Origin of the sequence: Nocardiopsis coralli (genome assembly GCF_014892575.1) — a bacterium.
Lineage (GTDB): Bacteria > Actinomycetota > Actinomycetes > Streptosporangiales > Streptosporangiaceae > Nocardiopsis > Nocardiopsis coralli.
The window spans coordinates 122,895-135,593 of record NZ_JADBGI010000006.1 but is presented as its reverse complement, the minus strand read 5'-3'; the positions used below and the strand labels follow the sequence as shown (position 1 = coordinate 135,593).

The following is a 12,699-nucleotide window of genomic DNA, read 5'->3' as shown; positions in this document are numbered from 1 at the left end:
GCGCTCCCGCCGCCCGAGGGCCATACGCATACAAGCGCCCCCGGCCGCCTCGTGGCGACCGGGGGGCGCTGGGCGTCCCGTGTCACCGGGGCCGGCGCCGGAGGTTGATCTGGGCGTTGGCCCCGGTGTCGGGATCGACGACGACCTCCTGGCCCGCGGCGATCTCCTCGACGGTCAGCTCCGCGTCGGTCGGGGTGTTGCGGCGCACCACACCGAGGGCGATGGGCCCGAGCTCGTGGTGGCGGCCGGAGGAGCCCACACGCCCCACCTTGCGGCCGTCCAGCTCGATGTCGGCACCGACCTCGGGCAGGCGCTCCACCGTCCCGTCCAGGTGCAGCATGACGAGCCGGCGCGGGGGGCGGCCGAGGTTGTGCACCCGCGCGACGGTCTCCTGCCCGGGGTAGCAGCCCTTCTCCAGGTGCACGGCGCGGCCGACCCAGTCGACCTCGTGCGGGATCGTGCGCTCGTCGGTGTCCACACCCGGCCGCACCCGGTGCTCGGAGATCCGGTTGGCCTCGTACGCCCACAGCCCGGCGGGCTTGGCACCGGCCGCGCTCAGCGCGTCGGCGGTCTCCTTGAGCCGCTCGGCGGGCACGAACAGGTCGCTCTCGTACTCCGTGGCGCGCACGGGGATGTCGGAGGTGTCCAGGGTGTCCACGATCCGGTCGCGCTCGGGGCCCGCCACGGTCAGCATCGCGCGGCTCTCCGAGAGGTCCTCGATCTCGACCCGCAGCATGAAGCGCATGGAGTCCAGGAACTGCGCGAGCGGCGCGGCAGCGTCCGGCTCCGTGTGGATCCAGGTGGCCTCGCCGTCGTCCACCAGGGACAGGTGGTGCTTCAGGTGGCCCCGGGTGTCCATGACCAGGGCCTCGGTCCCGGCCCCGGCGGGCAGCCCCTGGGTGAGCTGGCTGGTGAGGTCGTTGAGCCAGCCCAGCCGGTCCGGGCCGGAGACCCGGACCACGCCGCGGTTGGAACGGTCCACCCAGGCGGCGGAACGCTCGATGGCGCGCCCCTCGTGGGTGGGGTCACCGTAGTGGGCGGCCACCCCCTGGTCGGTGGACTCGGCGGTCACGGCACCCGGTGTGGTCAGCAGCGGCGAAGTCATGCCCCGAGATTATCCGGCTGTCCAACCGTCGGAAAACGCGTCCCTGAACTGCGGTTTCGTCGTCAGGAAAATCCCTTGCCACGCTCTCGGGAGCGGACGTAGTGTCGGAGACACGCAAGAAGGGAGGTGGTCCGAAGAATGCACGATCTTAGGACTTGCGAGGTGTCCGTCCGCTAGGGCGACACCCGACGTTCGCGCGGTGCGCCCGACGCGAATCCCAGACGGACACCCGGACCCCGGGCTGCCGGCCTCGTCCGACCGGCCCCTCCTCGGAGGGAGAAGGCCCGGGGTCCGCCCATGTCCGGGGCACGGCCCCCGACAGCGACCGGCCCCCGAGCCCTTCGGTCTCAGCTCTGCTCGGCGTCCGCCTGAGCGCTCTGCTCGTCGTTCTCGCCCTCGGACCTCTTCAGCTGCGCCGACATGTACGAGCGCAGGTCGTGCCCGCGGGCGGCCAGGTCCCAGGCGTAACCCAGGGTGTTGCGGTCCTCGCCGAACAGCCCGTACAGGCGGTGCGAGGCCGTGACCTCGAGCCCCGTGATGGTGTGCATGACCGCGTTCGTGGCCATCTCCACACGGTTGGCGAACACGTTGCCCAGGTAGGACTCGATGAAGCCCTCGTTGTGCGAGATGAGCACCTCGAGGTGGATGATGTTCTTCTCGTCGTCCTTGGCGTACTGCGCGGTGTCGCCCTCGGACAGCGCGCGCCAGTAGCCCGACTCCTCCGTCACCAGCTCGCCGAGCGTGCCGTCGGGGTTCATCCGCCAGGCCTGTGCCCGGTAGTCGAGGTAGGGCAGGCCCTCGCGCGGGGTGAACTCGACCCGCTGGCCGAACTGGAACTCTTCCTCTTCGGCGTAGCCGGCCACGCCGACGCCCTCCCAACGACCGATCAGGAAGGACAGTTTCGCCAGATCAGGGTGTACCGCAGCGTCCATAGCCCCCGAGCGTAGCCGTGCCGCGGGGGTGCCGGTGACCGTGGCGGCCCCGCGTCCAGCGGCCACCGGCTGGATACGCCCAATTGGCCCCGCTTTCCCGAAGAACTGGTAAAGATTGTCACCGTACGCGGTGTGGCCACGGGGTGCTTGGGCCGCCGCTGCCGTAAGAGCTTCGACGCGTTCATAAGGGGCGGACTGTGTTACTGGTGATCGGTTCGGCGCTGCTCGTGGCCGCTGTGGTCCTCCTGCCGCTGACCGTCATCGGTCTGCGGCGCTGGCTGCGCCAACAGGGCATCGCCCGGCTGCGCCCCTCCGCGCTCGCCGCCCAGCAGGGTGAACGTGTCACGTTGACCGGGGTGGCCGCGCCCGGCCCGGCGGGCACCATCAGCTCGGGTCTGGCGGGCGCTGGGTGCGTCTGGCACGGGCACGAGGTACTGCGCCACTACTGGCCCCTCAACCGGGACGGTGGGGACTCCGCCGTGCGCCAGCGCACCTGCGACTCCATCGCCGAGTACACCTCCGAGGACCTGTTCGGCCTGGTCCCGGAGGGCGGCGACCCCGAGGGCGAGCGGATCTTCGTCGACCCGGACGAGAGCGAGCAGCGTGGCGCCGAGCTGTGCCTGCAGCGCGTCGTGGGGCGCCCGCAGCCCGGTGTCGCGGCGGCCGCCGACGACCTGCTGCCGCGCGTTAAGGGGCGCATCTCCGGTGTCTTCCGGGGCGAGACCATCGAGTTCGAGTACCGCGAGTGGGTCATCCGCCGGGGTCAGAGCGTGCGTGTGACCGGGGTGCCCGCGGTGCGTGACGGCCAGGTGGTCATCACCGCTCCCGAGGGCGGAAAGCTCCTGGTCGAGCCTGGCGTGGACGTCACTGCCGTGCGCACCCCGCCCCGCCGTACCGAGGCCTTCTCGCTCACCGCGGCCTTCGTGGTCTGCGCGGTCGCGGGGGCGGTGCTGCTGGCCCTCGGGCTCTCAGTAGGCTGACGCCATGGCTCGTTCGTTGGTGATCAAGGTCACCGCCGGTGCTGAGGCGCCTGAGCGGTGCAACCAGGCGTTCACGGTCGCTGCGGCGGCCGTGGCGAGCGGGGTCGAGGTCTCGCTGTGGCTGACCGGGGAGGCGGCGTGGTTCGCCGTCGCCCGGAAGACCCTGGACCTCGACCTGCCGCACGCCGCCCCTCTGGCCGATCTCCTCGGCGCCGTGCTCGCGGCCGGAACCGTGACGGTGTGCACGCAGTGCGCCGCCCGCCGGGACCTCACCCAGGACGACCTCGCGGAGGGGGTGCGCATCGCGGGCGCCCCCACCTTCGTGGAGGAGACCCTCGCCGACGGCGCCCAGGCGCTCGTCTACTGACCCGGGCCCCTGCCTCCGGGCCCTGCTCTCCGGCCCGGTCCCCGGCCTCCGGACACACGTCGGGCCCGCGCCCCACGGACGCGGGCCCGACACCTCGGTCAGCGCCGGGTCACTTCTTGCCCTGGTTCGCGACGGCCTGGATGGCGGCCTTCGCGGCCTCCGGGTCCAGGTACGTGCCGCCCGGGTTGGTCGGGTGGAAGTCGTCGTCCAGGTCGTAGCGCAGCGGGATGCCGGTGGGGATGTTCAGCCCGGCGATCTCCTCGTCGCTGATCCCGTCCAGGTGCTTGACCAGCGCGCGCAGCGAGTTGCCGTGCGCGACCACCAGCACCGTGGCGCCCGCGGCCAGCTCCGGAACGATCTGGTCGTACCAGTACGGCAGGGTGCGCTCGAGCACGTCCTTGAGGCACTCGGTGCGCGGCATCAGCTCCGGGGGGAGCTCGACGTAGCGCGGGTCGCCCGCCTGGGAGTAGGTGTCGTCGTCGGCGATGACCGGCGGCGGGGTGTCGTAGGAGCGGCGCCAGACCATGAACTGGTCCTCGCCGTACTCCTCGCGGGTCTGAGCCTTGTCCTTGCCCTGGAGCGCACCGTAGTGGCGCTCGTTCAGGCGCCAGGAGCGCTCGACCGGCAGCCAGCTCAGGTCGGCGTTCTCCAGCGCCAGGTTGGCGGTGCGGATCGCGCGCTTGAGCAGCGAGGTGTGCACGACGTCGGGCTGCACGCCGGCTTCCTGGAGCAGGTCACCGCCGCGGCGGGCCTCCTCCTCGCCCGTGGCCGACAGGTCCACGTCCACCCAGCCGGTGAACAGGCCCTTGGCGTTCCAGACACTCTCACCGTGTCGCAGCAGTACCAGAGTTCCCATACCGCCCACCCTAACGAGCCCCCGGCCCGGACCGCGCAGCTCACCCCGTGCATTCGGGGCGAAGGCCACCCGCGCGGCCGCCCCGTCTCACTCCGGCTGCTCGGCCAGGTGCGCGAACGCGCGCAGGTTCCGGGTGTCGTGGCCCCGCTCGGTGCGCCAGGCCCACTCCTTGCGGATCGCCGAGGCGAAACCGCGTTCCAGGGCGGCGTTGAAGTTCTCGTCGGTGTAGGTCAGCACACACCCGAGCAGGCGGTCGACCTCCTCCCGTGTGACGCCGGACAGCGGAAGCCGCCCGCGCAGGTACACGTCGCCGACCTCGTCCGCGGTGAAGGCCATCCCGAACATCTCGGCGCTGCGCTGCATGAGCCAGCGGTAGAAGTCGCCGTGGTTCTCGTCGGGCTGTCGGCAGAAGAACGAAGTGAGGGTGAGGCTGTGCGGGCCGGCCTCCAGCCACACCAGGGTCTTGAGCTTGGCGTTGCCCGGGATCGTGACCAGGAAGGAGCCCTCGCGGGGGATCTCCACGTCAAGTCCTGCTTCGGCCACTGCCGCGGTGACCGCCTCGACGGCGGCCTCGCGCGCGGGGTTGCTGGTCACCAGGGGTGTCCCTTCCTCGTCGGTGTCGGCCGCCCGTACCGCGTCAGCGGCAGGCGGCTATGGGGAGCGGTGCGCGGGGGGCGAGGGCCCGGCCGTACACGTCGAGCAGTTCGTCGACCGTGCGCGACCAGCCCATGGTCGCGGCGTGGCGCGGAGCCGCGGTCGCCAGCTTCGCACGCCAGGCCGGTTCGTCGATGAGCCGGTGCAGCTCTGCGGCGTAGTGGGCAGGGTCGTGGCCGTCCACGAGCACACCGGACACCCCGCCGGCCACCGCGGTGGACAGCCCGCCCACCCGCGCGGCCACCACCGGGGTGCCGCAGGCCTGCGACTCCACGGCCACCAGCCCGAAGGACTCCGAGTAGGAGGGCACCACCGTGGCCGTGGCGGCGCGGTAGTAGTCGGCCAGGCGGGAGCGCGACTGCGGCGGTTCTATGCGCACGACGTCGGCCACGCCGAGGGAACGGGCCAGGTCGGTGAGCATCCGGGGTTCGCGCATGCCCCCGCCGGAGAGCCCGCCGACCACCCCGACCACGAGCCGGTCACGCAGGGAGGGGTCGCGTTCGATCAGCTCGGCGGCGGCGCGGATGAGCACGTCCGGGGCCTTGAGACGCTGGACCCTGCCCACGAACAGCAACAGTTCCGTGTCGTCGGGCAGCCCTATGCGGCGCAGGGCGGAACGGCGGTCGCCCGGGGTGAACACGTCCAGGTCCACACCGGGCGGGATCGTGCTGATGCGGTTCTCGCTCGCCCCGTAGTGGTCGACCAGCTGGCGCGCCTCGTCCTCGGTGTTGGCGATGAGCCGGTCGGCCTGGCGCACGAGCTGGTCCTCGCCCTTGACGCGGAGCTCGGGTTCGGGGCTGTCGCCGTCGGCCAGCGCCGCGTTCTTCACCCGCGCCATGGTGTGCATGGTCTGCACCATCGGAACGCCCCAGCGGCGGGCGGCGGCCACGCCCGCGCGGCCGGACAGCCAGTAGTGGCCGTGCACGAGGTCGTAGTGGCCGGGCGCCGCCTCGGCCTCGGCGCGCAGCATCCCGAAGATGAAGGGGCACAGGTGGTCGGCGAGTGCGTTCTTGTCGAGGCGTCCGAACGGTCCGGCCGGGACGTGGTGCACGTTCACGCCCGGGACGAGCTCGACGACCGGCGGGAGGTCGGGGTCGGTGGCGCGGGTGAACATGTCCACGGCCACGTTGCGCTCGGCCATGCGCCGGGCCACCTCGACCACGTACACGTTGAGGCCGCCCGCGTCACCGGTCCCCGGCTGGTCGAGGGGGGAGGTGTGCAGGCTGACCGTCGCGACCCTGGACGGGACTACCGCCTGATCTCCCGTGGGAACGCTTCCAGCCACCGGTGGGTCCCTTCCGAATCGTCCGAGTCGTGCCGTCAACCGCTGTCGTCAACAGCGACGAAGGTACACACTGTTCCCAACCGGACGGTCCGAGGGGCCGGGTCTTGACAAAAGGGGAGATCAGGGGGACGCGGCCCACCCGGCGGCGAGGAAGTCGACGGCGGTGGGAACGGAGCTCTTCCAGGTCTCGAAGTCGTGTCCGCCGTCGGGGTGGTCGGTGGCGACCGTCATACCGCGGTCCTCGAGCAGCCCGGCGAAGCGTTCGGCCTCCCCGCGCACGCCCCCGTCCTCCGGCCCCGGGTGCTCGTCGTCGCCCTCCACCAGCACGAACCGGAGGTCGTCGGGGCCCCCGCGGTCGAGGAGCCGGTCGGGGGAGTGCTCGGCGGTGTCGTCGCCGAGAACCCCGTGCGGGTCGTCCGCGCCGAAGTACCCGCCGAACGAGGCGACCTGGGTGTACAGCTCGGTGTTGCGCAGTGCCAGGTTCGCTGCGCCGTACCCGCCCATGGAGAACCCGCCGATCGCACGCAGGTTCCGGTGCCGCCCGTGCTCGCCCTCGACCGCCTCGACCGCGTCGCCGGTGACGAAGCTCTCCAGGCCGAAGGACCCGTCGGCGGCGTCGGCCCACTCGGTCGCCGCCCCGCCGGACTCCTGCCCGTGTGGTGCGGCGACCACGAACTCCACCCCGGTTCGGCACATCTCGCGGTCCAGCAGGGGGCCCAGGCCCTGCTCCATGAGCGTGACGTGGGTGGAGGCCGAGCCGTGCAGCAGGTACAGGACGGGCAGGTCGGCGCTGTCGGGGCCCGGGGGCCGGTGCACCCAGAGGGGTCGCTGTCCGCCCGGGGCGCCGTCGTCGTCGAGGGCGAGTACTTCGTCGCTGCCGCCCTCCTCGCACGCGGCGACCCCGCCCGGTTCGGGGTGCGGGGCGGCCAGGGGAGTGCCTCCCTCCTCGGGCAGGCGCATCTCGTGCGCGGTCAGCTCCGGCGCGCTCTGGGGCAGCCGGGCCTCGACCCGCTCGACCAGGCCCTCGGACGGGACGGTCGCCAGGGTCACGGCGACCATCGCGACGGTGCAGGAGGACGCGAGGACGAGGGGACGCCAGGACAAGGACGTGAACACACCGACACCTCGGAGGAACGGGGAGGGGTGGCCGGGGACAGGGGCACCCGGCCTCGGGGTAGTTACTCAGTGTAGCCAATTACTCCCCGTGTGTGTTCGTCTCTGTGTCACACGGCCACGGCGTGCCTCAGACGGAGATCGTCCGGGTACGGCCGCAGGTAGGTCTGGTCCCGCGCCCACGGCACCTCCTCCGACCCGCAGTGGTGGCGCAGCAGGGCCGTCGGCAGACTCAACGGAGCACGCTCCTGCCGGTAGTCCTCGATGGAGGCCAGCAGGTCGTGGCGGCGCCCGTCGTCGAGGAGCGGGCTCAGCATCCCGAACGCGTGCTGGAGTGCGTTGGCGTGCTTGCCCCGACTCGTGCGCACGGCCAGGGCGCGGTGGAAGGCCGCGGTGTAGGCCTCCTCCGTCCACTGCCGCGGGCGCTCGCCGGCCCGCGCCACCAGGCGTCCGGTCTCCCGGTAGCCCTCCGGCGAGTGCGCCATGAGCTGGAGCTTGTGCCGGGTGTGGAAGTCCACGAGGTCCTTCGGCCGCCAGTCGCCCGCGAACAGGGTCCGCAGCCGCGCGTGCGCGAAGACCCGTTCCACGAACCACTCCCGGAGCGAGGCGTCCATCAGCCGGCCCTGTTCCTCCACCGGCAGGGACGGCAGCAGGCGCGTGAGCCGGTCGGCGAAGGCCCCGCGCCCGCTGCCGCTCACCCTCTGACCCTCCTCGCCTGCGACCGGGAGGGCGAACAGCCCGCAGCTGGGCGACTTGTTCTTCAGCACGTACCCGTCGGCCTCGCGCAGGCGGTCGAGGTGCTGGTCGGCGATGGAGGCGAGAGCGTCGGTGTGGTCGGCCCCGTCGGCGTTGGAGACCACCCGGTCCTGCTCCTCGCGGCGCCGCAGCCGCAGGGTCGGGCGCGGTGTGCCCAGTCCGATCTCCGCCTCCGGGCACACCGGGAGCCAGTCCACGAACCGGTCCAACTCGTCGGTGAGGAACCGGTGGCGTGAGTGCCCTCCGTTGTGGCGCACCGGGGCGCCGAGCAGGCAACTGGACACCCCCACCAGCGGGCGGGGGGCGTTCGTCGTCTCCGGAGGGTTGTTCGGCTTCATGTGTTCCCCCTACCCGCAGGCTCGCTCTCTGGCACCGTGGTCACCACCCGGATTCAGTGGCCACAACCGTGACCGAGAGTGAGGAAGGCCTGGTGGCAGAGACCGCCCTCGTGCTGTTCACCCAGGACCTGCGCGTCCACGACCACCCCGCGCTCGCCCGCGCGCTCGAGCAGAACGACCGGGCCGTGCCCGTGTTCGTGCTCGACCCGGCGCTGACCGGGCGGGCGTCGCGCAACCGCAACGCCTACCTCGCCGACGCCCTCGCGGACCTGCGCGCGACCCTGCGCGCCCGCGGAGGAGAGCTGTTCGTACGTCAGGGGGAGACCGCCGAGGAGGTGCACGCCCTCGCCCAGGAGACCGGGGCCACCGACGTCCACCTGTCCGCCGGGGTGAGCCGTACCGCGCAGCGGCGCCTGGACCGGCTCTCCTGCACGGGCCTGCGCGTGCACACGCACCCGGGGCTCACCGTCGTCCCGCCCGGCGCCCTCACCCCGGTCGGCGGGGACCACTACAAGGTCTTCACCCCCTACTGGCGCGCCTGGGAAGGTACCGAGCGCAGGCCGGTCCTGCCCGCACCCGACCGCGTGCCCGTGCCCTCGGGCCCCGAACCCGGAACGATCCCCGGCCACCTGCCCGAGGAGGGCCGGGGTGTCCCCGCACGCGTGCCCCTGCGCGGGGGCGAAGCGCGCGCCCGCACACGCCGGAACGACTGGCTCGACGGCGGCCTGGCCGAGTACCCCGACCGCCACGACGACCTCCCCGGCCGGGCCACCTCCCAGCTGTCGGCCGACCTCCGCTTCGGCTGCCTGTCCGCGCTGGAACTGGAACGGGCCGCCCACGCCCGCGGCGGCGACGCCTACGTGCGGCAGCTGGCCTGGCGCGACTTCCACCACCAGGTCACCGCAGCCTTCCCCGGCATCACCGTGCACGACTACCGAGACCGCGGCCGCACCTGGCACGAGGATCCGGACGCACTCGAGGCCTGGAAACAGGGGCGCACCGGCGTCCCGATCGTCGACGCCGGCATGCGCCAGCTCCTCGACGAGGGCTTCATGCACAACCGGGCCCGCATGATCACCGCGGCCTTCCTCACCCGCACCCTGCGCGTGCACTGGCGCCACGGCGTCGCCCACTTCGACGCGCACCTGTACGACGGAGACGTCGCCGACGACCACGGGAACTGGCAGTGGGTGGCCGGCACGGGCAACGACACGCGCCCCAACCGCGGGTTCAACCCCCTGCGCCAGGCACGCCGCTTCGACCCCGAGGGCGTCTACGTCCGGAGGCACGTTCCCGAACTGGCCGACCTTCCCGGACGCAGTGCGCACACGCCCTGGGCCCAGGACCCGCCCCCGCCCGGATACCCCGAACCCATCGCCGACCCCGAGGGCGGCTGAATTCCCTGGGCCGGGACGTGGGCGCTCGTTAGGATCGGTCGCGTTCCGGGGGAGACCACACACGGGGGGCACACCATGATCGACACCGGGCTCAGGGATCGCACCGTCCTCGTCACCGGGGCCGGCGCGGGCATCGGCGCCGCCGTCGCACGGGCCTTCGCCGCCGAGGGCGCCCGTGTGGCCGTGCACAACCTCGGCCGCGCCGAACCCGAACCCGAGGGCGCCCACTGGGACCACGTCACCCCCGACGGCGAAGGCGTGGCCGACCTGGTCACCGACCTGCCCGGGGCCGTGTCCGTGACCGCCGACCTCTCCGAGCCCGACGCCCCCGGACGCCTGCTGGAGGAGGTCGAGAACCTCCTCGGCCCCGTGGACGTGCTGGTCAACAACGCCGCGCACTGCGAGAGCCCCGACACCGTCGACACCCTCACCGCCGGGACCCTCGAACGCACCTACCGGGTCAACTCGGTCGCCCCGGCCCTGCTCATCTCCCAGCTCGCCCGCCGCCGCGCCCTCGTCGAGGACGCCGGGGACCCGCCCTGCGCCGTCAACATCTCAACCGACGCCGCCCGTGCGTTCCCCGGCCAGGTCGCCTACGGCACGTCGAAGGCCGCCCTGGAATCGCTGACCCGCGGACTCGCCCTGGACCTCGGCCCGACCGGGATCCGCGTCAACGCCGTCGCTCCCGGCCCGGTCCAGACGGGTTGGATGGAGGGCGAGACGCTCGAGCACGCCCGCTCGGTCGTGCCTCTGGGACGCGTGGGCGAGCCCGAGGACATCGCGGACGCGGTGGTCTTCCTCGCCTCCCACCAGGCCCGTTGGATCACCGGCCAGGTACTGCAGGTCGCCGGCGGCCACGCGCTCTGAGGGAACGCCGCCGACGCAGGCGCTCAGGGTGCGAACGCCTCCTCGAACGCCGCCAGCGCCCGGTCGCTGAACAGAACGAACCGGATGTCGGGAACGCTCTCCGGTGCCGTGCGCACCGCCTGCGCCGCGATCCGCGCCGCGTCCTCCACCGGCCAGCGGTAGACACCCGTGGAGATCGCGGGGAAAGCGATCGACCCCGCGCCCAGCCCGTGCGCGATCCGTAGCGACTCGGTGAAGCACGAGGCCAGAAGCCCGCTCCGGTCCTCCTCCTTGCTGTACACGGGGCCGACGGTGTGGATCACCCAGCGTGCGGGAAGGTCGCCGGCGGTCGTGGCAGCGGCCCGTCCCGCCGGGAGCCCTTCCGGGAACTCCGAGGACCGCAGGGCGCGGCACCCCTCCAGGATCGTCGGTCCGCCCGCACGGTGGATCGCGCCGTCGACCCCGCCGCCGCCCATGAGGGAGCTGTTCGCGGCGTTGACGACGGCGTCGACGTGCTGCTCTGTGATGTCTCCACGGAGGAGGGTGATGTCCGTGGGGTTGTCGGTAGCCATGCCCGGTCCCTACCCTGCCGGTGACGGAGCGCCACACCCCTGCCGAACGGGTCAAGAACGCCTTGCCCACAGGCCATCCAGATTTAACGTGGGGGTACGACAACGCGTAGTAGATGCGCCGGTAGACTCACTGGCATGAATCGGCTTGGCGAACTCGAACGCGCGGTGATGGATGTACTGTGGGCACGCAATGAACCGATGACGGTTCGTGAGGTGGGTAAGGCCCTGGCCGATCGCGACCTGGCACACACGACCGTCATGACCGTGCTCGACCGGCTCGCCAAGAAGAAGGTGGTCGACCGGGCACGTGAGGGACGTGCGTGGCGGTACAGCCCGGCCGCGAGCCGAGAGAACTACGTGTCGGAGATGATGTTCGACGCGCTCGGCCAGACGGGTGACCGCGATGCCGCTCTGGCCGCCTTCGTCCAGTCCATGGACGGCCAGGAGGCTGAAGCGCTCCGGCGCGCACTCGGTGAAATCGAGCAGCCAAGGAACTAGCCCGTATGGTCAGTGCAGCCCTCCTCTCCCTGGTATCGGTCGGCTGTCTTTTGGCCATGGAAGCCCTCCACAGGGCCAAATGGCCCACTCGCGGCCCCTACACAGCGGTCATCGCCTGGCAGGCCCTCGGCCTCGCCTGGGGTGTGTCCACCATCGGTGCCCTGCTCTCCTTCGGCCTGTCCTCGTACCAGAAGGGCGCAGCCGCCGGCAGCATGGCCCTGGTCGGCGACATCTTCACCGGTGAACTCTTCCTGGCCGAGCTCTCCCAGGGGCTCGAAGGCATCAGCCACATCGTGGCCGTGGTGCTCGCCATGGTGCTCACGCTGGTGCTCTTCTACGGTCTGGTCTCCTCCTTCGTCCAGGTCGTACGCGTGCGCCGACGCCACCACGACCTGCTGGCGCTCGTGGCCGAGGAACACCCCGACGTGCCCGGCGCCCGGGTCGTCGATCACCCCGTGGCCGCCGCCTACTGCCTGCCCGGGGTCCTGCGTTCCCAGGTCGTCATCAGCGCCGGCGCGCTGGAGGTCCTGGACGACAAGGAACTCGCCGCCGTGCTCGCCCACGAGCAGGCCCACCTGCGCCAGCGCCACGACCTGGTGCTGCTGCCCTTCTCCTCCCTCAAGCGTGCGTTCCCGAAGGTGCGGCTGGTGCGCACCTACTACGAGACCGTCGCGCTGCTCATCGAGATGTGCGCCGACGACCAGGCACGCCGCACCAGCTCCCCTCGCGAGCTCGCCACCGCGCTGCTGCGGTTCGGCGCCGCCGGCCCCGGGCCCGTTCCGGACGGGGCGATGGCCGTGGTCGAGAAGGCCCAGCCCGGCGTCGTGCGGCGCGTCAACCGGCTGCTGCACCCCGACGACGAGCTCTCGTACCACATCGGTGCGTTCGTGATGGGGTCCTCGGCCTTCCTCCTCTCCTCTGTCGTCTGCCTCTGGCACATCCCCGTCTGACCGGGCCTCCCGTGGCCGGGGAGACCGCCGACACCCGCAGGAACACGATC

General features: G+C 72.1%; 14 protein-coding genes. 6 read left to right on the top strand and 8 right to left on the bottom strand.

Annotated elements, in window-relative coordinates; genetic code table 11:
• Window positions 1–82: 82 nt before the first annotated feature.
• Window positions 83–1,105, bottom strand: a complete 1,023-nt coding sequence (gene ygfZ, locus IDM40_RS08605; protein ID WP_193121402.1) for a CAF17-like 4Fe-4S cluster assembly/insertion protein YgfZ — start codon at window positions 1,103–1,105, stop codon at window positions 83–85.
• Window positions 1,106–1,452: 347 nt separating this feature from the next.
• Window positions 1,453–2,037, bottom strand: a complete 585-nt coding sequence (locus tag IDM40_RS08600; protein ID WP_193121401.1) for a nitrobindin family protein — start codon at window positions 2,035–2,037, stop codon at window positions 1,453–1,455.
• A gap of 197 nt (window positions 2,038–2,234) precedes the next feature.
• On the opposite strand from IDM40_RS08600, the gene IDM40_RS08595 reads away from it, so the two are divergent.
• On the top strand, window positions 2,235–3,017 hold the full coding sequence (locus IDM40_RS08595) for a GIDE domain-containing protein (RefSeq protein ID WP_328806972.1): 783 nt from the start codon (window positions 2,235–2,237) through the stop codon (window positions 3,015–3,017).
• Window positions 3,018–3,021: 4 nt separating this feature from the next.
• Window positions 3,022–3,384: a DsrE family protein gene (locus IDM40_RS08590; RefSeq protein ID WP_193121400.1), complete on the top strand. Its 363-nt coding sequence runs from the start codon at window positions 3,022–3,024 to the stop codon at window positions 3,382–3,384.
• Between the two features lie 109 nt (window positions 3,385–3,493).
• Here IDM40_RS08590 and IDM40_RS08585 read toward each other — a convergent pair whose 3' ends face one another.
• The 5 genes from IDM40_RS08585 to IDM40_RS08565 form a co-directional block, all read right to left on the bottom strand.
• The gene (locus IDM40_RS08585; RefSeq protein WP_193121399.1) at window positions 3,494–4,240 is read right to left on the bottom strand and encodes a phosphoglyceromutase; all 747 of its coding nucleotides are present in this window, start codon (window positions 4,238–4,240) and stop codon (window positions 3,494–3,496) included.
• An 87-nt stretch (window positions 4,241–4,327) separates the two neighbouring features.
• Window positions 4,328–4,834, bottom strand: a complete 507-nt coding sequence (locus tag IDM40_RS08580; protein WP_193121398.1) for a YbjN domain-containing protein — start codon at window positions 4,832–4,834, stop codon at window positions 4,328–4,330.
• 43 nt (window positions 4,835–4,877) lie between these two features.
• Window positions 4,878–6,179, bottom strand: coding sequence for a D-inositol-3-phosphate glycosyltransferase (gene mshA / locus IDM40_RS08575; protein ID WP_193121397.1), 1,302 nt, complete (start codon window positions 6,177–6,179; stop codon window positions 4,878–4,880).
• 120 nt (window positions 6,180–6,299) lie between these two features.
• Entirely contained in the window at window positions 6,300–7,295 is a 996-nt protein-coding gene (locus IDM40_RS08570) for an alpha/beta hydrolase (protein WP_193121396.1), read from the bottom strand.
• Between the two features lie 107 nt (window positions 7,296–7,402).
• The gene (locus IDM40_RS08565; RefSeq protein ID WP_193121395.1) at window positions 7,403–8,386 is read right to left on the bottom strand and encodes a YbgA family protein; all 984 of its coding nucleotides are present in this window, start codon (window positions 8,384–8,386) and stop codon (window positions 7,403–7,405) included.
• A gap of 92 nt (window positions 8,387–8,478) precedes the next feature.
• Here IDM40_RS08565 and IDM40_RS08560 point away from each other — a divergent pair, with 92 nt between their 5' ends.
• Window positions 8,479–9,783: a cryptochrome/photolyase family protein gene (locus IDM40_RS08560; protein WP_193121394.1), complete on the top strand. Its 1,305-nt coding sequence runs from the start codon at window positions 8,479–8,481 to the stop codon at window positions 9,781–9,783.
• A gap of 75 nt (window positions 9,784–9,858) precedes the next feature.
• Window positions 9,859–10,650, top strand: a complete 792-nt coding sequence (locus IDM40_RS08555; protein ID WP_193121393.1) for an SDR family NAD(P)-dependent oxidoreductase — start codon at window positions 9,859–9,861, stop codon at window positions 10,648–10,650.
• Between the two features lie 23 nt (window positions 10,651–10,673).
• Here IDM40_RS08555 and IDM40_RS08550 read toward each other — a convergent pair whose 3' ends face one another.
• Entirely contained in the window at window positions 10,674–11,201 is a 528-nt protein-coding gene (locus IDM40_RS08550) for an O-acetyl-ADP-ribose deacetylase (RefSeq protein ID WP_193121392.1), read from the bottom strand.
• Between the two features lie 135 nt (window positions 11,202–11,336).
• Here IDM40_RS08550 and IDM40_RS08545 point away from each other — a divergent pair, with 135 nt between their 5' ends.
• Both IDM40_RS08545 and IDM40_RS08540 read left to right on the top strand, forming a co-directional pair.
• On the top strand, window positions 11,337–11,699 hold the full coding sequence (locus tag IDM40_RS08545; protein WP_193121391.1) for a BlaI/MecI/CopY family transcriptional regulator: 363 nt from the start codon (window positions 11,337–11,339) through the stop codon (window positions 11,697–11,699).
• A 5-nt stretch (window positions 11,700–11,704) separates the two neighbouring features.
• On the top strand, window positions 11,705–12,649 hold the full coding sequence (locus tag IDM40_RS08540; RefSeq protein ID WP_193121390.1) for a M56 family metallopeptidase: 945 nt from the start codon (window positions 11,705–11,707) through the stop codon (window positions 12,647–12,649).
• Window positions 12,650–12,699: the final 50 nt, after the last annotated feature.